The following is a 25,657-nucleotide window of genomic DNA, read 5'->3' as shown; positions in this document are numbered from 1 at the left end:
GGTCAGTGCCCCGTCGTGTCTCCGTCGCGCAGGTGATCAAGGCCCGCCTCCTCGAGATCGAGCATCTCCTGTGCACGGGCCAGGGCAATCGACGAGTAGCCGCCTCGGTTTCGAGCCGCAACAAGAGCGGCGCGCTCGTGCAGCAGGATGTCTCGCCGCACGAGCGCATACTGTTCGTTCGCTGCGATGCCCTGGTGGTCCGCCGCAGATGACCGTTCCCAGGCGTAGTCGCTCCGTCTCGAGGACTCGACCCGCACGCGTTCGAGCACCGCGGGGTCGAGCACTCCCCCGCCCAGAACGGCCAGCGCAGGATCGTCCAGACGCTCGGCCCCCTTCTGCCGGATGTGATCGACGAGCTCTGCGAACTCCTCGAGCTGCCTCTGCATGGGGGTGCCCTTCACCCCGGCGATCCGGATCACCGCGGGTAGGCTCGCGCCCTGCACGACGAGCGTCACGATGGCCACCGTGTAGGCGATGAGCACGAGCTGCTCTCGATAGGGGATCTGCTCGGGCAACGACTGCGCCCCAGCGACGGTGACGACACCGCGCATTCCGCTCCACGACAGCACGATGCCCTCCCGTGCGCCGAGCTTCTCAGGGTCTGGCTGCTTTCTCGGGAGACGACCGAGGGCGGTCATGGCCGCGACCACCGCACACCTGATGCCGATGAGCACGACCGTGGCGAGCAGCCCGAAGAGGATCGCCTGGGGAACATCGAGGCGATGGTGCCGCACTCCCTCGACGATCGTCTTCAGTTCGAGGCCCATCAGCAGGAACACGCCGTTCTCGAGCAGGAATTGGAACGTGCGCCAGTTGAGGCGCTCGCTCAGTCGTGCAGGGGCGGAGAAACTCGTGGCCCCGAGATGGCCCGTGATGAGTCCCGCCGCCACCACACTGAGCACGCCGGATGCGCCGATCGTCTCCGCCGGAAGATAGGCCGCGAACGGCACCACGAATGAGATCGCGGTGGCCAGCACAGGGTCAGGCACGCGCGCCCGCACGAACACGGTGAGATAGCCGATGGCGACACCCAGTCCGACTCCGAGCACCACAGAGTATGCGAATGTGCCCACGATCTGCCAGGCGCTGACGGCGCCCGCCGTGGCCGCGATGGCTGTTCGCAGCAGAACGAGGGCGGAAGCGTCGTTGACGAGACTCTCGCCCTCGAGAACAGCCAGAAGCCGAGGGGGAAGGCCGAGCCGCTTGCCGATGGATGTGGCGGCCACGGCATCCGTCGGGCTGATCACCGCACCCAAGGCGATGGCCGACGCCAGACTCAGGTCGGGAAACAGGGTGAACAGCAGAAAACCCGTACCGAATGCGCTCACGACCACCAGCACGACGGCCAGGGCGGAGATGCTGCCGATGTTCGAGCGCAGATCGGCCAGGGGCAGGCTGATCGACGAGGCGTATAGCAGGGGTGGCAGCACTCCCGAGAGGATCACCGCGCTCGCGATGTGCACGGGTGGCATGCCGGGCAGAACCGATATGCCGATGCCGAGGACGGCGAGGATCAGCGGTGCGGCGACCTTGACCTTCGGCGCGAGAAGAGACACCGCCACGATGGCGACGACGCCGAGAACCGCGATCAGAGCCAACCCCATGGGGTCAGCCTATTGAATCAGTACCAGCCCGCGCTCTCGGAGTGGCCCCAAGCGCCACACGGCGTCTGATAGCGGCCCGTGATGTAGCCGAGCCCCCAGGTGATCTGAGTGGCCGGGTTGGTCTCCCAGTCGGCGGCGACGCTGGCCATCTTGCTGCCCGGCAGCGACTGGGGAATACCGTAGGCGCCACTGCTGGCGTTGTACGCGTTGTACCGCCAGCCCGACTCCTTCGCCCAAAGCGAGTAGAGGCAGTCGTACTCGCTGCTCGGCCAGCCGCGATCGGCCACCATCTGCGCGGCGATCGCCTGCGCGCTGCCCGGGTCGGGAGCGCCGGCGGGAGGGGCGTAGCCACCGGATGTACCACCGCTGTCGGACTTGCTCGACGATTCTGTGGGAGTCGGCGTGGGGGTCGGGGTGGGCGTGGGCTTCGGCGCCTCGGTCACGGTGAATCCGTCGCGCACGATGGATGCGGCCAGGCTCGACGAGGTCACCGTCTGCGATGGCAGCTTGGAGCCGGGTTCGAGAGCCACGGTGAAGTACTGCGACGCGGCGACGCCCGAGTACGGGTCGACGATGTTCACGAGAACCGACGCCCCGACGGCGGCGACACCCAGCAGCTGGAGCGCGAACCGGCCAGGACGAGAGACGATCTTGGCCCGGCGAGGAGGCGTGGGATTGAGAACCCGAATGGGAGCCACGCCATTCGCCTGTACGGGCACCGAACTCACGCGGGGTTTCAGAGAGACCCCCGCAGATGCGTCACGTTCCAGATTTTTACCCACGATTGTTCGACTTTACCGAACTTCTGGCCGAATTGCAGACCGAGGCGAAGATCTCAGCGCACCGACAGCATGACGTCGATGACGGCATCGAGGACCAGGTCGACCTGCGCCTCCGAGTACCCGCGCGTACGTGAGCGGAACGACACCTGGCGCACGTCGTCGACGGAGATCTCTGTGCCTTCTCTGAAATATGCAATGAGCCGCTCGGCGAAGGCGTCGACATCCTGCTTGTCGTATCCCAGCTTGAACAGGCCACTGCCTCGGAATCGGTGCTTCGCGGGCCTCTCCAGTCTCGCGAGGATCTCCCTGGCTTTGTCTCTCGCCTCGGCGAACCAGGCCTCGTCACCGACAGACGACGAGATCTTCTCTCTCTCGCGGGCGGCGAACGCCTCTTCCAGCCGCTCGAGGGCGGCGTCGACGGCCAGCGTCGAGTAGCCCCCCTTCTCGAGGCCGAAAGCCATGTGCCGGATGCCTTCGGCTGTCACGATCGTTCCGGTATCGCCGGGTTCCGCGCTGTACGCGATGCGCGCCGCCGCCAAGAACTTCTCGACCTCGTCGATCTTGTAGCCGGGCCTGGAGGACCGCGCTCGGGGAAACGTCTGACTCACGGTCACCATTCTGTCAACACTTTTTGGTCGACGCCTAAGCGAAGACGATGAACAGCACGTAGGCTGCGGCGGCCGACGGCAGGATCGAATCGAGGCGGTCGAGGAACCCGCCGTGTCCGGGCAGCCACGTGCTCATGTCTTTGATGCCGAGATCGCGCTTCAGCAACGACTCTGACAGGTCGCCGGCCGTCGCGGTCAGCACCAGCACTGTTCCGAGGATGAGACCGAACCACCACGGCATGTCGAGCAAGAAGATCGAGAGCAGCACGCTCGACGCGATACCGAAGATCAACGATCCGGCGAAACCCTCCCACGTCTTCTTCGGGCTGATGGTCGGCGCCATCGGATGCTTGCCGAAGTTCAAGCCCGTCGCATAGGCGCCGACGTCGACCGACACCACGACGATGAGGAAGGCCATGACCCACCACTGGCCGTCGTCGTTACGCAGAAGCAGCGCCGCGATGCTGCCCAGGAACGTGACGTAGACCTGAATGAACACCCCGCCGGACATGTCGAGCGCCACGCTGCGCATCGACGCACGATGGCGTGGAATCGCCAGCTCGGCCAACCTCCAGAGGACCACCAGCAGCACACCGCCGATGGTCGCGATCCACTGCCACTCCTCGCCGAAGTAGAACGACACGGGCACGACGACGACGGGCGCGATCACGCTCGGAATACGGGGAACATCGCGGCCGGCGTGACGAAGCGCCGTCGCCAGTTCGAATGCGGTGAATGCCACGAGCACCGTCGCGAAGACGACGAAGATGTCTTTGATGAAGACCAGGCTGAAGATCATGACCAGCCCCAGCCCCAGGCCGATGCCGATCGCGCTCACGAGATTGCGGCCCGAGCGGGCGGTGATCTTGTCATTCGCCCGATCGAACTGATCCCGGCGCTCGCGCACCTTCGCTTCGAACTCGGCGCGGCTCATCCCCGGATGCTTGCGCGCCGGATCCGCCTCAGACGCGGGAGTGTCGGGATCGTTCGTCATCGGTGTGGCCTAGATCTCGAGGAGTTCGACTTCCTTGCGCTTCAGCGCGTCGTCGATGCCGTCGACGTGCGACTTGGTGAGCTGCTCCAGCTCTTTCTCGGCGCGCGCCACCTCGTCGTCGCCGACCTCGCTCTTCAGCGCGTCGAGTTCGTCTTTCGCCTTACGCCGGATGTTGCGCAGCGACACCTTGCCGTCTTCGGCCTTCGTGCGCACGATCTTCACGTACTCCTTGCGACGCTCCTCGGTGAGCTCGGGCAGCGTGACCCGGATGACGTTGCCGTCGTTCGACGGGTTGGCACCCAGATTGGGAGTGTCGCGGATGGCCTGCTCGATGTCGCGCAGCGCGCCCTTGTCGTAGGGCGTGATGAGCATGGTGCGCGCCTCGGGGTTCTGGAGGCCGGCCAGCTGGCTGAGCGGCGTCGGGGTGCCGTAGTAGTCGACCAGGATCTTCTGGAAGAGACCCGGGTTCGCGCGCCCGGTGCGAATGCTCGAGAAGTCTTCCTTCGTGTTGTCGACGGCTTTCTTCATGCGCTCTGTTGCGCCGGCCAGTACATCCGCGATCACGGCAACTCCTTCTTTTGGTTCTTCAGTAGTTTAGGGCGACGTGCTCGGTCAGTCGTGCGACGTGCTGACCAGGGTGCCGATGCGCTCGCCCAGAATGGCCCGGGTCACATTGCCCTGGGGCTGCATGCCGAAGACCATCATCGGCATCTTGTTGTCCATGCACAGGCTGAACGCGGTCGAGTCGACGACCTTGAGTTCGCGCTGCAGGGCGTCGAGGTAGGTGAGCCTGTCGATCTTCTTCGCATCGGGGTTGGTGCGCGGGTCGGAGTCGTACACGCCGTCGACACCGTTCTTGGCGACGAGCACGACGTTCGCGCCGATCTCGAGAGCGCGCTGCGCTGCGACGGTGTCGGTCGAGAAGTAAGGCAGACCGGCTCCCGCTCCGAAGATCACCACACGACCCTTCTCGAGGTGACGCTCGGCACGGAGCGGAATGTACGGCTCAGCGACCTGCGTCATCGAGATGGCGGACTGCACACGCGTCGCAGCCCCCGCCTGCTCGAGGAAGTCCTGGAGCGCCAGTGCATTCATCACCGTGCCCAGCATGCCCATGTAGTCGGCGCGACCGCGGTCCATTCCGCGCTGCGAGAGCTCGGCACCCCGGAAGAAGTTGCCTCCACCGACGACGATCGCGATCTCCACCTGCTTGGCAGCTGCGGCGATCTCCCTGGCCAATTCGCTGACCACGTCGGGGTTGACGCCGAGGGAGCCTGCACCGAAGGCCTCACCAGAGAGTTTGAGGAGTACCCGGCGCCGGGGTTCTGATGAAGTCATGAGTGTGGATCCCTTTCGATCTCGTCCTGCCAATTTTAGGGGCTGCCGAGCTAGCCCTCCGCCGGGACCGCGCACGTCTCCTGTAGAGCCGTCGAGCCGGTGACGCCGTCGAGTACAGCGGGTGCGCCGGCATCCGGTGTCGCCGGGTCTGCGGGAGCCGCCGGATCGACCGGAGCGGCGGGGTCGGCGGGGGCCGCGGGATCGACGGGAGCGGCCGGGTCCGCCGGCGCCGTGGGCTCGATCGTGCTACCGATCGGCTGCGAGTCGGCACCGAGGGTGAAGGGTTGGTCGGCCTTGATCAGTGCGAACAGCGTGTCGGCCGCGCCTTGAGTGGGCACGACCTTGCCCGGGAAGTCGGGATCGTTGGTCGTTCCCGGATACTGGACGAAGGTGATGTTGTTCAGGTCGATCGTGCGCAGCGCCTGCGCCATCGAGATCATCGTGTCGACCTTGGTCAGCGATGTCGACAGAGTGAAGTACTTCGGATCGGCGACCACGTTCGCCAGCGAGTAGAGCTTGCCGAAGTCGCCCAGGGTGTCATTGCTCTTCAGCTTGCGCACCAGCGACGAGAGATACTGCTGCTGCGACGAGATGCGGCTGAGGTCGCCGCCGTCGCCGACGCCGTGTCGTGAGCGGAGGAATCCGGCGGCAAGGCCGCCCTGCACCTCCGTGACGCCGGCCGGCAGGTCGAGATGCTGCAGCTCCCCGTTCGCATCGGGATAGACCACGTTCTCATCCGTCACGCGTCCGGTGAGGCAGATCGGGACACCGCCGATCGAGTCGGTCAGGGCGATGACGGCGTCGAAGGTCATCGATACGGCGTATTGGATGTCGAGACCGGTGAGATTGCCGACCGTCGCGACGACGCAGGCGAGCCCTCCTCGACCCCAGGCCTCGTTGATGGGCGCGGCGCGCATGGCGTCGCCCTTCTCGCACTCCGGATGCGCGATGACGAGGTCTCGCGGAAAGCTGACGGCGACGGCCGTCTTATGGTCTTGAGAGACGTGCAACAGCATGTTCACGTCGTTCAGAGTCGCACCGTCGCGTTCTCCGTAGAGATCCTGACTCTGGTTCGCATCGTTGTCAGCCGCCACGACCAGTACATTGAACCCACCCTCGAGCGCACCGATGGCCGGCGGCGCCTGTTGCTCGTTCTGCTCCGGGTGGATCTCGACGGAGTTCGCCTCGAGCTTCGAGGTGAAGGTCCACGCGCTGACAGCCGCGATACCGCCCGTGCTGACCAGGGCGACAGCCGCCACGATGGCCACGAGTCGGAGGACGCGCACCCACGCTCCCCGCAGGGGCATTCGGGCGTGGCGCACAGGCGATGCAGTCGTCGTCTTCACAGGCGAGTCTCCTTGAGGCTGGGGCTCACCCCGATAGAGCGGCCACGATCGATCCTACTTAACAGCCGAAGGCCCATCCCCCACAAGGGATGGGCCTTCGGTCGAAACGGACGTCGTGGTGTTACGCGCCGACCTTGAAGCGCGCGAAGCCGGAGACGGTGATACCGGCGTCGGCGAGCACCTTCTTGACCTGCTGCTTGTTGTCCTTCGCGTAGTCCTGCTCGAGCAGGGCGACCTGCTTGTAGTAGGCACCGAGGCGACCCTCGATGATCTTCGGCAGGGCAGCCTCGGGCTTGCCCTCGCCACGCGAGATCTCCTCGACGATGCGACGCTCGTTCTCGACTGCCTCGGCAGGTACGTCCTCGCGAGCGAGGAATTCCGGGTTGGCGAACGAGATGTGCTGAGCGATCGATCGAGCCGTGTCGGCATCCGAGCCCGTGTAGCCCACGACCACGCCGACCTGCGGGGGCAGATCCTTCGAGGTCTTGTGCAAGTAGATCGCGAACGCGTCGCCGGTCACGACGGCGAGACGACGGAGCTCGATCTTCTCTCCGAGGATCGCCGCCTCGTTGCTGATCAGGTCGGCGACGGTTCCACCGGCCACGGGAGCCGCGAGGGCCTCCTCGACCGAGGTGGCACCGGCCGCGACGGACGCGTCGAGGACGGCGTCGGCCAGAGCGACGAACTTGTCGTTCTTCGCAACGAAGTCGGTCTCGCTGGCGAGCTCGATCAGGGTCGCGGTGTTGCCGCTCTCCTTGGCCGCGACGAGGCCTTCGCTGGTGGAGCGGTCGGCGCGCTTCGCGTTCGACTTGGCACCCTTGAGGCGAAGGATCTCCGTCGCCTTCTCGAGGTCGCCGCCGGCTTCGACGAGTGCGTTCTTGCTGTCGACCATGCCGGTGCCGAGGCGCTCGCGCAGGGTCTTGAGGTCAGCCAGGCTGAAATCTGCCATGGTGTGCTTCCTTACTTGACTAAAGAGGTGAGATATCGAGGAAGGCGCGAACTACTTCGCGGGGGTCTTCTCGGCGTCGGTAGCCTCGGCCTCGAGGCGGGCCTCGGTCGCGGCGTCGGACTCGACGGCGTGCTCGGGAACGATCGACGCGTCTGCGGCGGCCTCGTGCTCGGCGACGACGGCGTCTGCGTCGTTCTCTTCGGTGGGCGTCTCCGCAGCGATGACGTCGGCGACAGCGGCCTTCGTGGCGTCGGACTCGACGGCGTTCTCGACGAGACCGTCGACAGCCTCGATCTTCTCGGACTCGGTCGACGGGTTCTCCGACGCCTGGAGGAGCTCGCGCTCCCACTCGGCCAGGGGCTCGACGGCCGAGACGTTGCCGGCCTCTTCGGGCTTCTGGTGACGCTGGATCAGACCCTCGGCGGCAGCGTCGGCGATGATGCGCGTGAGCAGGCCCACGGAGCGGATCGCGTCGTCGTTGCCCGGGATCGGGTACTGCACGTCGTCGGGGTCGCAGTTGGTGTCGAGGATCGCGATGACGGGGATGCCGAGCTTGTGCGCCTCGTCGATGGCGAGGTGCTCCTTCTTGGTGTCGACGATCCAGATCGCCGACGGCGTCTTCGTGAGGTTGCGGATACCGCCGAGGCTCTTCTGCAGCTTGACGAGCTCGCGCTTCTGAATCAGGAGCTCTTTCTTCGTGTAGCCGCGCGTGGTGTCGTCGAAGTCGACCTCTTCGAGTTCCTTCATGCGTGCGAGACGCTTGGAGACCGTCTGGAAGTTGGTGAGGAGGCCACCGAGCCAACGCTGGTTGACGTAGGGCTGGCCGACGCGCTGAGCCTGCTCGGCGATGGAGCCCTGAGCCTGCTTCTTGGTTCCGACGAAGAGGACCGTTCCGCCGTGGGCGACGGTCTCTTTGACATAGTCGTACGTCTTGTCGATGTGCACCAGCGACTGCTGCAGGTCGATGATGTGGCTGCCCGAGCGCTCCGTGAGGATGAATCGCTTCATCTTCGGGTTCCAACGACGGGTCTGGTGTCCAAAGTGAACGCCGCTGTCGAGCAGCTGGCGAATGGTTACAACGGCCATGAGCCGTCTCCTGTTCTTCGACGGCGGCTGCACACGTCGCAGTTCGTCACGAACTGTTCGCGCCACAGGCACACGTCAATCGGTTTCTTACCGTCGACCTGTTGGCGACGGTTCCTGGTGCCCAGCACGCCTCCGACCACCGATCACACACTCCTGCAGAACAGGAGGGAGAGGGGAGGACCGAGTGGAGTCGTGACAAAAGTCAGCGGGCACGCGTAGTCACCCCGACGGATCGAGGTGCTCCGGAAACTATATCACCCCTGTTGCTTGGCGTAGTACTCGCGCAATTCGATCGGATCGGCAGCCTCGAGCCTGCGCGTGAAGTCGCTGTCGAAGCGGGCGACGACGGGAAAATCGCCGAGCGGCACGATCGAGTGGACCACCTGATCGGCATAGACGTGCACAAGAGTGATCGACTGGCCACCAGCTCGACCCACCAGCGTCGACTCCGGCGCCGTGACGTCCATGGTGTAGCAGGTCGCCGCGGCGACGGCCACGGGAATACCGGCGAACAGGCCATGGGTCGAATAGTGGAGGTGCCCGCCCAGGATCGCCCGGATGTCGCTGCCTCGGACGACATCGGCCAGCTCGTGCTGCCGCTGCAACTCGAGAACCTGCATGTAGGCCACGGGGCTCGGAATCGGAGGATGGTGCAGTGCGAGGAGCGTGCCGTGCGGAGCGGCGACCGACAGCTGCTCGCGGAGCCAGTCGAGTTGCTCGGAGGCCAGCTCGCCGTGGTGGTAGCCCGGAACCGATGTGTCGAGGGTGATGACTCTCAGCCCGTCGAGATCGACCACGCGATCGACGGGGGTCGCGTCGTGCGAGACGTCGCCGTCGCCCGCGTCGAGGAGCCCGGCTCGAAAGGCCGACCTGTCGTCGTGGTTGCCCATGACCCACAAGATCTCGGCGCCCATGCGCGCGGCCGCCGGCTCGACGATCGCGCGAACCCGGTCATACGCATCCGGTTCGCCCAGGTCGGCGATGTCACCGGTGAACACCAGCGCATCGATGTCGATGCGAGAGGCCTCGAGTGCGGCCATCGCCGCCGACAGCGTGGCGTCGGTGTCGATGCTGCCGTACAGGGGCCTGCCACCGCCCAGAAAATGGGTGTCGCTGATGTGCGCCAGCACATGATCGGCTGGAGGGTATTGACCGAGCTGCATGGAGGCAGCCTATTTGGCGCCGCCGACTCCGTCTTTCTCGCGCCGACGCCCGCGCACGACGCTCAGGCTTCCCGTCTCTTCGAGGGCGACGCCCTTCGTCTCGGGGATCTTGAAGAAGACGAAGAAGAACGACAGCACGGCGAACGCGGCATAGAGACCGTAGGCCAGGGTCAACGAGACGTCCTGCGAGATGATCGGGAACGTCATGGTGACGGCGAAGTTCGTGAGCCACTGGGCGGCCGCGGCCACTCCGAGAGCACGACCGCGGATGCGAGTCGGGAAGATCTCGCCGAGAAGCACCCAGACCAGCGGGCCCCAGGAGGCACCGAAGGCGACGACGAAGAGGTTGGCACCGACGAGGGCAATGATTCCCCATGCCCCCTCGAGGCTGGGCTTGCCGTCGACGAGCTGCGCCTGGCTGAACGCCAGCGTCATCGAGCCGAGGGCCACCGCCATACCGACAGAGCCGAAGAGGAGGATGGGCCGTCGACCGACCTTGTCGACGAGGAAGATGGCGACGAAGGTGACGGCCACGTTCGTGACCGAGGTGATGACCGAGATGGTGAGAGAGTCGCTCTCTTTGAAGCCCACGCTCGACCACAGGGTGGTCGAGTAGTAGAAGATCACGTTGATACCCACGAGCTGCTGCAGCATCGAGAGGATGATGCCCACCCAGACGATGGGCAGAAGTCCGAAACGCTTTCCTCGCAGAGAGCCCTTGTCGGCATTGGCTGCGTCTTCGCGAATACCGGCTTCGATGTCTGCGACGGCCTTGTCGAGCTGGTTGGCCGGCGTGATCGAGGCCAGCACCTTCGTGGCCTTCTCTTTCTTGTCGGTCATCAGCAGATAGCGGGGCGACTCGGGGAGCTTGAGAGCGACGAGGCCGTAGACGATGGCGGGCACGGCGCACACGAGGAACATCCACCGCCAGGCGTCGAGACCCAGGAAGAAGACCTCGCTCGCGCCCCCGGCAACATTGGCCAGGATGGCGTCAGAGAGCAACGCGGTGAAGATACCGATGGTGATCGCGAGCTGCTGCAGCGAGGCGAGGCTGCCTCGGATCGCCTTCGGGGCGATCTCGGAGATGTAGGCCGGGGCGATGACGGAGGCGATACCGATGCCGAGACCGCCGACGAGGCGCCAGATGGTGAGATCCCACGCGGCGAAGGCGAAGCCGGAGCCGAGCGAGCTCACCAGGAAGAGCACGGCGCCGATGAGCATGACCGGGATGCGGCCGAGACGATCGGCGAGGCGACCGGCGACGTAGGCGCCGACGGCACAGCCGAGAAGAGCGGATGCGACGGCGAAGCCGGTGAAGGCCGCCGTGAGGCTGAATTCGTCTTGAATGGCGTCGACCGCGCCGTTGACGACGGAGGAATCGAATCCGAAGAGGAAGCCGCCGATGGCTCCGGCGGCCGCGAGCGCGATGACCTTGCGCCTGAGCTTCTTATCGGTTTTCACGTCGGTGTCCGTCTGCCCTGCGCCCCCGCTGGTTGCCATGATCTGCTCCCTCTTGTGACCGACAGTGCGCGCGTCACGACGCTGTCCCTAACAGAACGATCTTGGCACGAACTCTCCCCCGTTCGGGGCATCCTGCCTGTCCTTGCTGTCCCCCTTGACAGGCTGGACTCTATGCGTCGGTTCGGTAGTCACCTTCCTCTGCGACAGCGCGCGGTCCTTCTCGCGCCGGTCATCGTCGTCCAGGCGCTCGTCGCGTCGTCGCCGATCTCCGCCGCGCCTGCCTGGGGTTGGCCCCTCATCCAGCCCCACGTCATCGTCCGAGAGTGGCAGCAACCTGTCGACGACTACTCCCCCGGTCATCGAGGCATCGATCTCGCGGCACCTCCGGGCACGGTCGTCGTCGCACCCGAAGCAGGAACCGTCCACTTCTCCGGACGCGTGGTGGATCGTTCGGTCCTGTCGATCGCTCACTTCGGCGATCTGATCTCGAGCTACGAACCGGTCGAGAGCACGCTCAAGAAGGGCGACCGGGTGACTCGCGGACAGCAGATCGGCACGGTGGCCGCCACGATGCACTGCGCCGAATCGTGCCTGCACTTCGGCGTTCGGCACGCCGGCCGCTACATCTCGCCCCTTCTGCTGCTCGAAGCACGCCCGAGAGCGGTGCTGCTGCCGGTGTCGCGTGCCGACATCGGCGGGGTCGACCAGCGGATGCCGCGGGTCAGGCCCGCGGGTGCGCCTGACGGTAGGTCTCGCGCAGCCTCTCGGTCGTCACATGGGTGTAGATCTGGGTCGTGCCGAGGCTCGCGTGACCGAGCATCTCCTGCACGGCCCGCAGATCCGCACCGCCGTCGAGCAGGTGGGTCGCTGCCGTGTGTCTGAATGCGTGAGGCCCCTCCGGGCCCGAGCCCGGAACATCCAGCAGCAGTTTCGAGACGATCGCGTAGACCGAACGAGCACCGAGACGCGCTCCGCGAGCGCCGAGATAGACGGCCGACGAAGCGGCGCCGTCGCTCGCTCGCGCCGCCAGCGCGGGCCGCCCTCGCTGCAGATAGTCGGCCACGGCGAGATGAGCGGGCTGGCCGAAGGGAACGACGCGTTCCTTGCTGCCCTTTCCCAAGACGCGCACCGTGCGTCGATCGAGATCGAGATCGCCGGTATCGATGCCCACGAGTTCGGAGACGCGCAGCGCCGATGCGTAGAGCAGCTCGACGATGGCCAGGTCGCGAAGAGCGACCGGCTCACCATCGACGGCGCGAGCCGCCAGGGAGTCGAGCACCGTGTCCATCGCCTCTCTCGAGAGAACGCGGGGAAGACTGCGATCGGGTTTGGGCGCCCGAAGCCTCGAGGCGGCGTCGGTGGTCTTCTCCGTCGAGCGAGAGAGCCAGGCCGAGAAGCTCTTGGCCGTGGCCGACCGCCTCGCCAGGGTGGCCTTCGAGAGCCCGGACTGCGAGGCGGCCCACAGCCAGTCCCGGTAGACCTCGAGCGTCAGCTCGTCGGTGTCGTCGATCGTCTTGAGTACGGCGAAGGAGGCCAGCGCGGCGAGATCCGAGCGGTATGCACGCACGGTATGCGGCGAGTAGCCGCGCTCGCCCACGAGATACGACACGAAGTCGTCGATCGCGCGTTCCAGCTGCATGCCTTCAGCATGCCGCCTTCGGCACGGATTCGCGCGCAGGCCACCCGCTGCAGCACGCCGATTGTCAGACGGCCGCCAGGTGCAGAACGAGCGCCTGCTCGGGCAGGAGCAACGGCATGGTCAGACCGAGCTCGCCGAGAACACGACCCGACAGGGTGACGCCGCCGTGAACCCACCAGGGAGGCGGAGCATCCTGCAGGACGCGGGGCCACTCGCCGAGCTTCACCGCCCGAACCCGGTACACGAGATCCGGGTGCAGACCGGGGAACCTCACCGGCGCCACGGCCGAGTCGCGAGTCGCGGCGACCGTGACCACCGAGAAGATCGCGGCCATCGCATCCGCCGCCACGATGCCGTGCAGCTGACGGGCCGGATCGACGTCATCGGCTCGCACCAGCACGCCCGAGTGCAGAAGCGCCCGCTGCTCGCGATAGAGCGAGGCCCAGACGCGGATGGCGTCGAGCTCTGTCTCGCTGGCGGTCGTCAGATCCCACTCGATACCGGCGTGGCCGAACAGTGCGGTCGCGAGCCGGAAGCTGAGCTCGTGGCTGCGACCGGTCGTGTGCGCGGTCGGGGCACCGAGGTGCACGCCGAGGAACTCCGGCGGCACGAGACCCGCCGTGTAACGGTAGATCGACTGACGCTCCAGCGAGTCGTTGGTGTCGCTCGGCCAGACGCGGTCGGTGCGCTCCAGCACGCCGAGGTCGACACGTGCGCCGCCCGACGAACACGACTCGATCTCGAGCGTCGGATGCTGCGCTCGAAGCGCGTCCATGAGCCGATAGCAGGCGAGCGTCTGTCGGTGGGCCGAGCCGCCGAGCAGGTCGCGGTTCTGATCCCACTTCAGATAGGCGATCGGGTACTCGTCGAGAAGAGCGGAGAGCTGGCCGAGCACGTGCGCGAAGGCCTCCGGGTTCGACAGGTCGAGCGCCTGCTGAAAGCGCCACGATTGCGGCAGCTCGGCGTTCCCGGCCGACAGCACCCACTCGGGGTGGGCGCGGAACACGTCGGAGTCGACGCTCACCATCTCGGGCTCGACCCACAGGCCGAAGTCCATGCCGAGTCCGTGGACTCTCTCGATCAGGGTGTGCAGCCCGTCGGGCCACTTGGATGCGTCGACGACCCAGTCTCCGAGCGCACGTCGGTCGTCGGTGCGGCCCGTCATCCAGCCGTCGTCGAGCACGAAGCGCTCCACGCCCACGCTGGCGGCCGTCTCGGCCAAGCGGGTCAGCTTCGCGAGATCGTGGTCGAAGTACACGGCCTCCCATGTGTTCAGCATGAGCTTGCGCTCGCCGAGGGGGCGCTTCGAGCGGAGAAAGCCGTGAAGGCGCTCGGCGAGGCCGTCGAGACCGTTCGCCGACCACGCGGAGACGAGCCAGGGAGAGCGGTAGGTCTCCCCCGTGGCCAGGCGCACCTCTCCCGGTTCGATGAGTTCGCCGGCGCCCACGAGAGAGTGGCCGGTGGCCGATGCCTCCGCCCACAGACGCTGGTCACCGCTCCAGGCGAGATGAGAACCCCAGATCTCTCCGTGCCGAAAACCGAAGCCCGGGGTGCCGGCTACGAGCAGGAATGCCGCGTCGTGGCCGGGCCTGCCGTGCCGGCTGTCTCTGGTCCACGTTCCCACGCCGAGATCGTGGCGTTGCGGTTGACGTTCCCGGGGCCAGCGACCGGTGAAGTCGAGCAGCTCTCGCGCCCTCGCGGGCACAGGAAGGGTGGCGTCGAGGGAGGCCAGCGAATACACGCTCGATCCCTCGTTGCGCACGCTGAGCCGCTGGCGCACGACACCCTGCGCCGACATCTCGATGTCGATCTCGGCGACGAGAGCCGTCGCATCCGGTTCGCCGACGACCGGCGGGATCGTCTCGAGAACGAGGGAGAGATTGAGGCCTGCGTGCCGCGTCTCTCTGAGGCGGAGCGACGCCGTGTGCTGCACGCCGAGTGTGGAGATCGGCGTGCCTTCGTGATAGCCGGCGAGGCCGGGCCTGCCCGACCACCCGTCGGCCATCAGGGGAACGATCCGCTGCGTGAGAGGCGAGTCGATGGAGCTGGGGCCGATGGCCGGTCTCTGCGCCTCGGCGAGGTTCTGCAGGGCGTGCTGGTCGAGTTCGCCCAGATCGGCCCCGAAATGAATAACGGCGGGCACGGCCGTGCCGCGGGCGTCCAGCACGAAGCTGGTGCCCGCGGCACGGAGGTGGTGGATCATGCTCACTTGTTGACGGGGATCGCAGCCGCGTCGAGGGCGTCGATGGTCTTCTTCTGACCCGTCTTCAACGCGTCGGTCAGCGTCCCGGTGCCACCCAGCACCTCACCGAAGCCGTCTGCGACGTCACCGTAGGTCTGCGTCATCGTGGGACCCCAGACGAAGTCGGAGTTGGTCTCGTTCGCAGCGGTCGCGAACGTGTCGTAGATCTTCTGTCCGCCGTAGAAGTCGACGCCGTCGCCGAGCACGGGCAGCTTGAGTCCGGCCTTCGTCGCGGGGTAGAGATTGGCTTCCTTGTTCAGAGCCGTGAGGGCCTCGTCGGAGGTGTTGAGCCAGAGAGCGAACTGCGCCGCCTCGTAGGGGTGCTTCGAGCCCTTGAGCACGGCCGTGGACGAACCGCCCCAGTTGCCTGCCTTGTTCTCGCCGGCCTTCCACTGCGGCATCGGCGCAACGGCCCAGTTGCCGGATGTGTCGGGGGCGCCGCTCGAGATCGAGTTGGCTCCCCAGACGGCCGAGATCCAGGTCCAGTCGCTGCCCGTGTTGTAGGCGTTGTTCCACTCGTCGGTCCAGGCCGGAACCTTGGAGACGAGGTCGGTGGAGATGAGGCCCTGCCAGTAGTCGGCGACCTTCTCGGACTCGGGCGAGGTGAGGGTGACGTCCCACTTGTCACCGTCGTTCGAGAACCAACGACCGTCTGCCTGCCAGACGAGACCGGCGAACCAGTTCACGTCGTTCTGCGGGAAGTTGGTGATGTAGCCGCCCTGCGTGCGGATGGTCTTCGCGGCCTCGGCGTACTCGTCCCAGGTGGTCGGCACGGCGATGCCGGCCTTCTCGAACAGATCCTTGCGGTAGTACATGGCCATGGGGCCGGTGTCCTGCGGGATCGCGTAGACCGAGTCCTTCTCTCCGAAGGTCACCTGGTTCCAGGTCCAGTCGATGAAGTCGTCTTTGCTCTCGGTGACGTTCTTGCACGAGGCGATGTTCGTGAGGCCGTCCTGCACGCGGAAGTTCGGCAGAGCGTCGTACTCGATCTGACCGAGGTCGGGGGCGTTGCCGGCACTCAGCTGATTGAAGAAGTTCTTGTAGGTGCCGCCGTTGCCGTTCGGGCCCGTCTGGACGGTGACCTGAATGTCGGGGTTCTCCTTGTTCCAGATGTCGACGACCTTATCGATTCCGGGGATCCACGATGTGTAGCTCAGTTCGACCTTGCCGTCGCTCGGAGCACACGCGGCGGCGTCGCTGCCGCCGGCGCTTCCGCCACTGCCGCCTGCGGCGCATCCCGTGAGGCTGATAGCCGCGAGAACACCGAGCGCCACGATGCGCTTGCTGTTTTTGATATGCATTTTCTCTTCCTTTGACTGTGCGGTTCTGTGGTGAGGGGTCGTGCGGGTGGCAGCGGCTACTTGACGCTGCCGGCCCCCAGCCCTCCGCGCCAGAAGCGCTGGAGGCTGAGGAAGGCGATGATCAGCGGGATGATCGACAGGAAGGCCCCGATGATGACGAAGGTGCGGATCTCGGGGATCTGGTTGACCTGCGAGTTCCAGGTGTAGAGGCCGAGGGTGACGGGGAACAGCGTCTGGTCGCGCAGCATGATGAGCGGCAGGAAGAAGTTGTTCCAGATGGCCACGAACTGGAAGAGGAAGATCGTGACGAGCGCCGGAGTCATGAGGCGGCGAGAGACCGAGAAGAAGGTGCGCACCTCGCCCGCGCCATCGAGCCGCGCGGCTTCGAGCAGCTCGTCCGGCACACTCGCCGCGGCGAAGATGCGAGCGAGGTATACGCCGAACGGGCTCACGATGCTCGGCAGGAACACCGACCAGAACGTGTTGGTCGCGTTGAACTGGCTGAAGATCAGGAACAGCGGCAGCGCCAGCGCGGTGGCCGGAACGAGGACACCGCCGAGCACGGTGTTGAAGATCAGCTCTCGGCCGGGAAACCGGTACTTGGCGAGCGCGTAGCCGCACATCGCGGCGAAGAGCGTTCCGAGCAGCGCTCCGAAGCTCGCGTAGATGATGCTGTTCAGCATCCAGCGGAGGTAGACGCCGTCGTTGTAGGCGAACAGGTCGCCGATGTTGGTGAACAGGTTGAAGTCGGCGAACCACAGACCGGCCGTGCTCGAGAACTGCTCGCGCGACTTGGTCGAGCCGATGAACAGCCACCAGATCGGCACCAGGAAGTAGAGCGTCGAGACGCCCATCACGATCATGGCCGCGGTGCGCGACGCGAGCTTCTCTTTGGGAGCTCCGGCAGAAATCTGGCTCATTTGTCGCCCTTACGCTGGGTGAATTTCAAGAAGACGAACGACATGACGAAGGTCGCGATGGCCAGAACCACGCTCATCGCGGCGGCCAGGCTCACGTTCGGAACGGCGGAGGTCGTGTAGACCGCGATGTTGGGCGTGAAGGTGCTCGACACCGACGAGGTGAAGCTGCGGAACACCTGCGGCTCGGCGAGCAACTGGAGCGTTCCGATGATCGAGAAGATCGCGGTGAGCACGATCGCCGGCATCACGAGCGGGATCTTGATCGAGAGGGCGATCTGCAGCTGGTTCGCGCCGTCGAGCCTGGCCGCCTCGAAGATCTCGGTGGGCAGAGCGAGCAACGCCGAGTAGATGATGAGCATGTTGTAGCCGACGTAGACCCACGTGACCACGTTCGCGATCGACCAGAGCACCGTCTCGGGCGCCAGCAGGTCGAAGCCCGACGTGAAGGCGGCGAAGGGCGAGAGGTTCGGCGAGTAGAGGTAGCCCCACATGATGGCCGCGATGACGCCGGGAACGGCATACGGCACGAAGAAGGCCAGCCGGAAGAACTTCTTGCCCTTCACGAGTGGCGAGTCGAGCAGCAGCGCGAGCACGAGTGCGAACCCGAGCATCACCGGCACCTGCACCACGCCGAAGAGCGCGACGCGGCCGACGGATGCCCAGAACGCCTCGTTCTGGAACACCAGGATGTACTGGGTGAGGCCGCCGAACACCTCGACGGGCTTGCCGAACGTACCGTCGCGCTCGACGACGAGCAGGGACTGGCCGATCGCCCAGCCGATCGGCAACAGGTAGAACGCGGCGAAGAGCACGGCGAAGGGAGCGAGGAAGATCGCAATCGCCCTCTTGTGCTTGACGGGCGTGCGGCGGGCTTTCAGCCGCGGCACCGAGGTGGTCGTCACTTCTTAGTTCCTGCTCTCTCTCACGACGCGCACCGTGCCGGCCGGCACGTCGAGCGTGCCGATCCGCGCGGTCTCGTTCGTAGCTGACGCGGGCACGCCGATCTCGGCGCCCGTGAGGATCTCGATGCCCTGCGTTCGGTACTCGAACGCGGCATTCGTGTGGTTGATGATGAAGACCCAGCTGCCGGATTCTCCGACCCGACGCACGATCTCCACCCCGGCCGGGTGGCCCGCGGTCACCGCGACGCCGGCGTCTCCGGCGGCGCGAACGAGCGTCGCGGCGAGGGACTCCTCGTCGAGGGCCGTCGCGAGGTACCAGGCGACCCCGTCGCCGAACGCGTTGCGGGTGACGGCGGCGACACCGGGAACGGGCCCGTTCGTGAAGACGGAGACAGCCTCTGCGCCCTCGAGGCGCAGCCGCTCCGACCACAGGCGTGCACTCTGTCCGTCGTTCAGTTCGAGAACGGTCGACGGGTGAAGCGGAACGAACTCCTCGCCCCGCACGCCGAGGAGTTCGCGGAAGGCGCCGGGATAGCCGCCGGGGCGCACCCGGTCGTGCTCGTCGACGATTCCGCTGAAGAAGGTCACGACGGCGTGCCCACCGGCCGCCACATAGTCGGCGAGAACCTGAGCCGCGGCATCCGTGACGCTGTAGAGGCTAGGTACGACGACGAGCGCGTAGCTGTCGACGGGAGCGCCCGGGGCCACGATGTCGACCGTGATGCCCGCGCCGAGGAGGGCGTTGTATGCGGCGTGCACCTGGGCCAGGTAGCGCACCTCGACCGACGGATGCGAGTCGAGGTCGGTGGCCCACCATGCCTGCCAGTCGAAGACGATGGCCACGTCGGCGTCGACGACGCTGCCGGTCACCTCGGCCAGATTCGCCAGGATGTCCCCCAGCTCGACGACCTCGCGCCAGAGCATCGAATCCGTTCCCGCATGGGGCAGCATCGCCGAATGGAACTTCTCGCTGCCCTGCAGCGAAGCCCTCCACTGGAAGAAGCTGATGCCATCGGCGCCGCGGGCGACGTGGCTGAGGGTGTTGCGGATCATCTCGCCGGGCGCCTTGGCGATATTGAGGGGCTGCCAGTTGACCGCCGAAGTCGCCTGCTCCATGAGCATCCACGGGCGTCCGCCGGCCAGGCCGCGCGTCGCATCCGCCGCGAACGACAGCTCTGATCGCGGGTCGCCCAGACGATGGTCGAGGTAGTGGTCGTTGGCGATGACATCCATGTGAGGCGCCCAGGCCCAGTAGTCCTGATTGCGGATGTGCGCCGTGACCATGAAGTTCGTCGTGATCGGCGACGAGCTGTGCCTGCGGAGGATCGCCTGCTCTGCCTTGTAGTGGGCCAGCAGTTCATCCGAGCTGAATCGCATGAAGTCGAGCGCCTGGCCCGGATTTCCGGTCGATACCGTGAGCCGGGGCGTGCGGATGTGCTCCCACGACGCGTAGCGCTGGCTCCAGAACGAGGTGCCCCATGCGGCGTTCAGCTCGTCGATGCTGCCGTAGCGCTCCTCGAGCCAACCACGGAAGGCGACGGAGGAGATGGCGCAATAGCAGTGCGCGTTGTGACATCCGATCTCGTTGGAGACGTGCCACAGACGCACGGCCGGATGCGCGCCGTAGCGCTCGGCGATCTTCTCGACGAGCGCGAGCGCGTGCTCCCGGTAGGCGGGAGAGCTCGGGCAGAACGCCTGGCGTCCGCCGAATTCGCGCGTCGTGCCGTCGGCCATCATGGGCAACGATTCGGGGTAGTCGGCGCTGAACCACGGCGGCGGGCTGGCCGTCGCCGTGCCGAGGTTGATGCCGATGCCGTGCTCGTGGAGGATCTGGATGATCGTGTCGAGCGCGTCGAAGTCGTAGCTGCCCCGCACGGGTTCGAGCTGCGCCCAGCCGAAGATGTTCAGCGCCACCAGCGTCACGCCGGCCTCGTTCATCAGGCGGGCGTCCTCGAGCCAGGTCTCTCGACTCCACTGCTCGGGGTTGTAGTCGCAACCGAAAGTGAACGCGGAGACGTCGCCATCGATCAGGGTGGCTACTGCGGTCTCGCTCACGGTACGGGCTCCATTGTCAGTTCATGCTCGATCCCGCGGCCGCGCCGTCTGGGAACGCTCCCAGATTTGTCCGAACAAAAAAAGATGGCCGGTTCTGGGAACGCTCCCAGAATATGCACACGGATATCGAGGTGTCAATTCCGGCCGTCCGATGGCAAGCCACCCAGCAGACTTTCAGCCCAGTACAGTGGGCATATGACCGCCCGTCGAGCCGCCGCCACACGCGCGACCATCAACGATGTGGCCGCGGTCGCGGGCGTCTCGCGCGGCACCGTGTCTCGGGTGCTGAACTCTGAGGCGTACGTCTCGGAGGCCGCGCGTTCCGCCGTGACCGACGCCATCTCGAAGGTGGGCTACGTTCGCAACAGCGCGGCGCGCAACCTGGCCACGCGGCAGTCTCACGCGGTGGGCCTCGTCGTGCACGAACCTCACTCGCTCTTTCTCGAAGACCCCAACATCGGCAGCATCCTGCTGGGCATCAACTCCGCCCTGTCCGACGCCGACTATCAGCTCGTCTCGCTCGTCATCGACTCCGAACGCGACAGTCATAGGGTGGCGGAGTACCTCAGCGGCGGGTTCGTCGACGGAGTGATCATCGTGTCGGCGCGCGCCCACGATCCGATAGCCAAGGTGGTCGCCGAGCTCGGTATCGCGGCAGCCTTCGTGGGTCATCCCGTCGACATCGAAGGCATCCCCTACGTGGGCATCGACAACTTCAGCGCCGCGAAGGCGATCACGACACGACTCAAGGAGACCGGTCGACGTCGAATCGGCATGATCGCCGCGGGCCTCGACCGCGACTCCGGACAGGACCGCATGGCGGGCTTCCGCGCCGCGATGGGCGACGCCTTCGACCCCGAGCTGGTGATCACGACGCCACTGTACGCACACGCGAGCGGCATCGACGGCATGCGCCTGCTGCTCGACCGCGCGCCCGACATCGACGGCGTCTTCGCTGCGTCAGACGCCATGGCGGCCGGTGTGCTCGATGTCCTCCGCGAGGTCGGCCGGTCTGTTCCCGCCGACGTGGGCGTCGTGGGATTCGACGACAGCGCCTGGGCGACCCGGGCACAGCCCCCGCTCTCGACGGTTCACCAGCCGGCAGGGCAACTCGGTCGACGGGCCGCCGAAAGCGTGCTGGCTCAGCTCAGAGGCGAGACTGTGGATACCGCGGGCACGTTCCTCGAGACGGCTATCGTCTGGCGCGACTCGGCCTGAGACACGGCCTCCGAGGGTCACGATCAGTCGAGGAACTCCGCCAGCGTCTGAGGGTCGTGCCCTGTCAGAGCTCGGATGTCATCGGTGATGCGCTCCTGTTCTCCGGCAGCCATCGCCGTATACGTCGACACCCAAGCGTCGACCTGCCAGGATGGCGCGCCGTAGCCGGCACGAGACTCGTACGCCTCGGGCAGGGTCTCGTCGTGGAAGGTGACCGAGCGCCCCGTCTTCTGGGTGATGATTCGGGCGACCTCGTCGAGGCTCAGCGCCTCGCGGCCCGTCAGCTCGTAGACGGCGCCGCTGTGCGCGCTCGGATCGATCAGCACCGCGAGCGCGGCATCGGCCAGGTCTGCCCTGCTGACGGCCGAGACACGACCGCTGCCAGCGGGCCCGCGAATCACGCCGTCCTCTCCGGGCAGGAGGGCGAAGAAGTCCATGTAGAAGTTGTTGCGCAGAAACGTGAAGCTCATTCCGGAGTCTCTGATGTGCTGCTCAGTCGCGAAGTGATCGCGCGCGAGCGTGAACACAGCCTCGGGGTGCGCGCCGAAGAACGACGTGTAGACGATGTGCCGAACGCCGGCCGCTGCGGCGGCATCGATGAACGAGCGGTGCTCGTCGACGCGGTCGGCACTCTCCGAGGCAGAGACCATGAACAGCGTCTGCACCCCCTCGAGTGCGGCCCGACTCGCCTCGCCGTCTCGATAAGTCGCCTCGCGCACCCGCGCACCCGCGAGCTGAGGCGCCCGGCTGGCGTCTCGCACCACCAGCGTCTGCGCCTCTCCGCGCTCTGCGATGGCCGTCGCCACTCGTCCGCCGAGATGACCTGTCGATCCGGTGACAGCGATCGCCGGGACACTGTCCGTACGGGACTCTGCAATGCTCATGCCTTCACGCTACCGTTTCTCCTTCTTCCACCCGGCCTCGCCCTCGACCGCCATCCCGTCTAGTGCGAGCAGGCCCAGCACGCCCTCCGTCGCCCCCATCGACATGCCGGTGCGCCGGGCCACATCGCTCGTCGTGCGGGCCGATCGAGCGCTCAGCGCATCGAGCACACGCACGTGGTCGGGCGGTGGCCTGTCGAATGCCGCGTCGAGGCCGATATCGAGCTCCGGCTGCGCCGCACCATCGGCCATGCCGGACGCGAGCTCCAGCACCTCGTCGACGCTCGTGACGCACACCGCATCGAATTCTCTGATCAGACGATGGCACCCCGCTGACGACGGAGACGTGACCGGACCCGGGACCGCGCCGAGGGGCCGCCCGACGGATGCCGCGTGCGCCGCGGTGTTGAGCGAGCCCGAACGGCGGCCGGCCTCGACGACGACGGTCGCGACACTCGCCGCTGCTATCAAGCGATTGCGTTGCAGAAAGCGCCATTTGGTCGGCGGCGAACCGCAGGGCAACTCGGAGACGACGGCACCGACGGTGGCGATGCGCCCCAGCAGGGCGTCGTGGCCGCTGGGGTAGAAGCGATCGACACCGCCGGCGAGGAACGCGACCGTGAGCCCGCCGCTCGCGAGCACAGACCGATGCACCATGCCGTCGATGCCGTAGGCGGCGCCCGACACCACAGACACTCCCCTGTCGCTCAGACCAGCTCCGAGTTCCATCGCCATGTGCTCTCCGTAACCCGTGGCCGCACGCGCACCGACCAGGGCGACCGACGACGGGAGCGAATCCAAGGCTGCATCGACACCCCGCACCCAGAGTGCGATCGGGCCGTGCACGCCGAGGTCGTCGACCGCGGAGGGCCAGCTCCTGTCTGACGGAAGAAGAAGTCGGGCCGACACCCTCGCGGCTTGTCGAAGCGCGGTAATGACCGCGCTCGACACCAGACGCGGCCGCCAGCGCTCGAAGGCGAGCGCGAGGTCATGCGCGGCGACCGGGTCGGCCCCCGTGCTGGCGGCTTCGGCCGTGACTCGATCGACGGTCCATGAATCGACGAGAGAAGTGAGGGCAGCCACCGCGCCCAACGACGACACGAGCGCACCCGCGACGGAATCGCCCGGCTCGGCGATGCCCGTCCAGGATGCTCTGGCGAAGATCTCGGCCGCAAGCGCCTCGTCGACCTCCGTGTGCACGCCAGACGACACGGCGGAGGCGAGGCCCATGACCTGACGCGAGTCCAACCCGAACATGCTCACGACTGCAACGACTTCCGCAGGTACAGGGCTCGCCCGACGTGTTCCGCCGTCGGAGACTCGACCGAGTCGAGATCCGCGACGGTCCATGCCAGGCGCAGCACCCGGTCGTATCCGCGCATCGTGAGTCCTCCTCGTTCGAGCGCTCGGTCGAGCGAGGCTGTGGTGGCGCGATGCAGCCGACGCGGTCCCGTGCGAAGCCAGGAGCCGGGAACCTGCGAGTTCACCCTCCACGGCGTCTTCGCGAGCCGCTCCGCCGACCGAGCCCGCGCCGCGATGACGGTCGCCCGCGCCGTAGACGTATCGAGTCGCTCGGCACCGTCGGCCATGCGGAGCTCAGCGGCGGTGATGCGCTGCACACGCAACTGGATGTCGATGCGGTCCATCAGAGGCCCCGAGATCCGACCGAGATAGCGCCGACGGGCGTGCGGGGTGCAGGTGCACTCGGAGTCACGGGCGCCGTACTGGCCGCACGGACACGGATTCGCCGCGAGCACCAGCTGGAACGTCGCCGGAAACGAGGCGACCGCGTTCGCTCGATGAATGCTGATGACACCCGTCTCGATCGGCTGTCTCAGCGCGTCGAGCACCGAGGAGTTGAACTCGGGAGCCTCGTCGATGAAGAGCACGCCATGAGAAGCGCGGGCGGCAGCTCCGGGTCTGATCTGTCGCGAGCCGCCGCCCACCAGCGCAGCCGCGGTCGCCGTGTGGTGCGGGCTCTCGAGCGGCGGGCGTGTGATGAGCTGCGAGCCGACGACCTCGCCGCTGAGCGAGCGAAGCGAACTGACCTCGAGCGATTCGAGGGCACCGAGATCGGGAAGCAGCCCCGGTAATCGGGCCGCCAACATGGTCTTGCCAGCGCCGGGTGGGCCGAGCATGAAGAGATGGTGACCGCCGGCAGCGGCGACCACGAGGGCCTGAGTCGCGTCGCGATTGCCGACCACATCGGCCAGTTCGAGCACCGGGGTCTCGGTGGCGCTCTCTCTCGCGAGCAGGATCGGGTCGACGGGCTGAGCTTGGAGTGTACTGCCGTGATAGATCGCCGCGTCACGGACGGAGGCGACGGGAATGACCGTGATGCCGGGCACGAGGGCCGCTTCGTCGGCGTTGCCCGTAGGCACCATGAATCGGGTGAACCCCAATCGCGCAGCAGCGGCCACCGCGGGGAGGATGCCGCTCGTCGGCCTCAACCGGCCGTCGAGTCCCAGCTCGCCGAGGTGCACCACCCGCCCGATCGATTCGGCGCTGATGCTGCGTGCGGCCGCCAGCAGCGCCATAGCGATGGCGAGGTCGAAGACCGGGCCGAACTTCGGCAGTGCGGCGGGCGAGAGGTTCACCGTGATGCGCCTCGCCGGCAAGGGGCAGCCCGCGTTGCTGGTGGCGTGCCGCACCCGCTCGCGCGCATTCGACAGCGCCGTATCGGGCAGCCCGATGATGGTGAACGACGGAAGGCCCGGGGTGATGTCGGCCTCGACCTCGACCATCTGGCCGGTCAACCCCAGCAGCGCCACGGCCGTCGTGGTGCCGATCATCGGAAGACCCCGCGGAGGTGCTCGACGACGGGCATGCCGCCGTCTCGGATGAGCACCGACACCGCATCGATGCGGATGACGCCGGGTCGTGCGCCTTTCTGTGCGTCGCACCACGCGGAGGCGAGCCGACGCAACCGTGCCAGCTTCGCGTCGGTGATCGCCTCGAAGGGATGCCCGAACGCCGTCGACGATCGCGTCTTGACCTCGACGAACACCGTGTCGCACCCGTCTACGCCGACGAGATCGATCTCTCCGTGCTCACACCGCCAGTTGCGTTCGAGAACGTCGAAGCCCTGGTCTACGAGGTAGCTCGCCGCCACGTCTTCGCCCCGGCGACCCAGGGCATCTTTTGCTTTCATTCGCGCCTCCGCCATCG

22 protein-coding genes and 1 pseudogene are annotated in these 25,657 nt (G+C 66.5%); 2 read left to right on the top strand and 21 right to left on the bottom strand.

Going from position 1 to position 25,657, the window contains the following annotated elements; all coding sequences use genetic code 11:
• Positions 1–2: 2 nt before the first annotated feature.
• The 11 genes from ASF79_RS04875 to ASF79_RS04825 all read right to left on the bottom strand — a co-directional run bounded on the left by ASF79_RS04875 (position 3) and on the right by ASF79_RS04825 (position 11,370).
• A complete protein-coding gene (locus ASF79_RS04875; RefSeq protein WP_055852460.1) occupies positions 3–1,604 on the bottom strand; it encodes a cation:proton antiporter in 1,602 nt (533 codons plus the stop codon).
• Positions 1,605–1,621: 17 nt separating this feature from the next.
• On the bottom strand, positions 1,622–2,302 hold the full coding sequence (locus tag ASF79_RS04870; protein WP_146077596.1) for a lytic transglycosylase domain-containing protein: 681 nt from the start codon (positions 2,300–2,302) through the stop codon (positions 1,622–1,624).
• Between the two features lie 137 nt (positions 2,303–2,439).
• Positions 2,440–3,003 (bottom strand): DivIVA domain-containing protein, encoded by a 564-nt coding sequence (locus ASF79_RS04865; RefSeq protein ID WP_055774746.1) that lies wholly within the window; start codon positions 3,001–3,003, stop codon positions 2,440–2,442.
• Between the two features lie 25 nt (positions 3,004–3,028).
• Positions 3,029–3,988 (bottom strand): phosphatidate cytidylyltransferase, encoded by a 960-nt coding sequence (locus tag ASF79_RS04860; protein ID WP_235500632.1) that lies wholly within the window; start codon positions 3,986–3,988, stop codon positions 3,029–3,031.
• 9 nt (positions 3,989–3,997) lie between these two features.
• Positions 3,998–4,552 (bottom strand): ribosome recycling factor, encoded by a 555-nt coding sequence (gene frr / locus ASF79_RS04855; RefSeq protein ID WP_055774749.1) that lies wholly within the window; start codon positions 4,550–4,552, stop codon positions 3,998–4,000.
• 48 nt (positions 4,553–4,600) lie between these two features.
• On the bottom strand, positions 4,601–5,326 hold the full coding sequence (gene pyrH, locus ASF79_RS04850) for a UMP kinase (RefSeq protein ID WP_055774752.1): 726 nt from the start codon (positions 5,324–5,326) through the stop codon (positions 4,601–4,603).
• A 50-nt stretch (positions 5,327–5,376) separates the two neighbouring features.
• On the bottom strand, positions 5,377–6,672 hold the full coding sequence (locus tag ASF79_RS04845; protein ID WP_156366163.1) for an LCP family protein: 1,296 nt from the start codon (positions 6,670–6,672) through the stop codon (positions 5,377–5,379).
• A 121-nt stretch (positions 6,673–6,793) separates the two neighbouring features.
• Positions 6,794–7,621: a translation elongation factor Ts gene (tsf, locus tag ASF79_RS04840; protein WP_055852448.1), complete on the bottom strand. Its 828-nt coding sequence runs from the start codon at positions 7,619–7,621 to the stop codon at positions 6,794–6,796.
• Between the two features lie 51 nt (positions 7,622–7,672).
• The gene (gene rpsB, locus ASF79_RS04835; RefSeq protein ID WP_055774760.1) at positions 7,673–8,707 is read right to left on the bottom strand and encodes a 30S ribosomal protein S2; all 1,035 of its coding nucleotides are present in this window, start codon (positions 8,705–8,707) and stop codon (positions 7,673–7,675) included.
• Positions 8,708–8,961: 254 nt separating this feature from the next.
• On the bottom strand, positions 8,962–9,870 hold the full coding sequence (locus ASF79_RS04830; protein ID WP_055852445.1) for a phosphodiesterase: 909 nt from the start codon (positions 9,868–9,870) through the stop codon (positions 8,962–8,964).
• Positions 9,871–9,879: 9 nt separating this feature from the next.
• The gene (locus ASF79_RS04825; protein ID WP_055852442.1) at positions 9,880–11,370 is read right to left on the bottom strand and encodes a sugar porter family MFS transporter; all 1,491 of its coding nucleotides are present in this window, start codon (positions 11,368–11,370) and stop codon (positions 9,880–9,882) included.
• A 132-nt stretch (positions 11,371–11,502) separates the two neighbouring features.
• Between ASF79_RS04825 and ASF79_RS17025 the strand changes: the two are divergent.
• Positions 11,503–11,904: pseudogene (locus ASF79_RS17025) on the top strand (M23 family metallopeptidase); the annotation flags it as partial.
• A gap of 148 nt (positions 11,905–12,052) precedes the next feature.
• Here ASF79_RS17025 and ASF79_RS04815 read toward each other — a convergent pair.
• From ASF79_RS04815 to ASF79_RS04790, 6 genes are all read right to left on the bottom strand, one after another.
• A complete protein-coding gene (locus ASF79_RS04815; RefSeq protein WP_055774775.1) occupies positions 12,053–12,970 on the bottom strand; it encodes a tyrosine recombinase XerC in 918 nt (305 codons plus the stop codon).
• Positions 12,971–13,034: 64 nt separating this feature from the next.
• Entirely contained in the window at positions 13,035–15,173 is a 2,139-nt protein-coding gene (locus ASF79_RS04810; RefSeq protein ID WP_055852436.1) for an alpha-galactosidase, read from the bottom strand.
• 2 nt (positions 15,174–15,175) lie between these two features.
• Complete coding sequence (locus ASF79_RS04805) at positions 15,176–16,513, bottom strand: ABC transporter substrate-binding protein (RefSeq protein WP_055774778.1); 1,338 nt, start codon at positions 16,511–16,513, stop codon at positions 15,176–15,178.
• A gap of 56 nt (positions 16,514–16,569) precedes the next feature.
• Positions 16,570–17,433 carry a carbohydrate ABC transporter permease gene (locus ASF79_RS04800; RefSeq protein WP_055774781.1) on the bottom strand — a complete coding sequence of 288 codons (864 nt, stop codon included), beginning with the start codon at positions 17,431–17,433 and terminating at the stop codon, positions 16,570–16,572.
• Positions 17,430–18,335, bottom strand: coding sequence for a carbohydrate ABC transporter permease (locus tag ASF79_RS04795; RefSeq protein WP_055774784.1), 906 nt, complete (start codon positions 18,333–18,335; stop codon positions 17,430–17,432). Before ASF79_RS04795 ends, ASF79_RS04800 begins: the two co-directional genes overlap by 4 nt.
• A 3-nt stretch (positions 18,336–18,338) precedes the next feature.
• Positions 18,339–20,390 (bottom strand): beta-galactosidase, encoded by a 2,052-nt coding sequence (locus tag ASF79_RS04790; RefSeq protein ID WP_082495675.1) that lies wholly within the window; start codon positions 20,388–20,390, stop codon positions 18,339–18,341.
• A 195-nt stretch (positions 20,391–20,585) separates the two neighbouring features.
• Here ASF79_RS04790 and ASF79_RS04785 point away from each other — a divergent pair, with 195 nt between their 5' ends.
• Positions 20,586–21,608, top strand: coding sequence for a LacI family DNA-binding transcriptional regulator (locus ASF79_RS04785; protein ID WP_055774787.1), 1,023 nt, complete (start codon positions 20,586–20,588; stop codon positions 21,606–21,608).
• Positions 21,609–21,631: 23 nt separating this feature from the next.
• Here the strand turns inward: ASF79_RS04785 and ASF79_RS04780 are convergent, their stop codons facing one another.
• Genes ASF79_RS04780 through ASF79_RS04765 form a run of 4 tightly spaced genes read right to left on the bottom strand, consistent with a single transcriptional unit; the run spans position 21,632 to position 25,640 of the window.
• Complete coding sequence (locus ASF79_RS04780; protein ID WP_055852433.1) at positions 21,632–22,492, bottom strand: SDR family oxidoreductase; 861 nt, start codon at positions 22,490–22,492, stop codon at positions 21,632–21,634.
• A 9-nt stretch (positions 22,493–22,501) separates the two neighbouring features.
• Positions 22,502–23,746: a DNA-processing protein DprA gene (gene dprA / locus ASF79_RS04775; protein ID WP_235500667.1), complete on the bottom strand. Its 1,245-nt coding sequence runs from the start codon at positions 23,744–23,746 to the stop codon at positions 22,502–22,504.
• Positions 23,747–23,748: 2 nt separating this feature from the next.
• A complete protein-coding gene (locus tag ASF79_RS04770; RefSeq protein ID WP_055852429.1) occupies positions 23,749–25,281 on the bottom strand; it encodes a YifB family Mg chelatase-like AAA ATPase in 1,533 nt (510 codons plus the stop codon).
• On the bottom strand, positions 25,278–25,640 hold the full coding sequence (locus tag ASF79_RS04765; RefSeq protein WP_055852426.1) for a YraN family protein: 363 nt from the start codon (positions 25,638–25,640) through the stop codon (positions 25,278–25,280). The genes ASF79_RS04770 and ASF79_RS04765 overlap by 4 nt, the downstream gene beginning before the upstream one ends.
• Between the last annotated feature and the right edge of the window lie 17 nt (positions 25,641–25,657).

The sequence above is a fragment of the Agreia sp. Leaf335 genome (assembly GCF_001423605.1).
In the GTDB taxonomy this organism is placed as follows: domain Bacteria; phylum Actinomycetota; class Actinomycetes; order Actinomycetales; family Microbacteriaceae; genus Agreia.
This window is presented reverse-complemented; position numbering and strand designations above follow the sequence as displayed.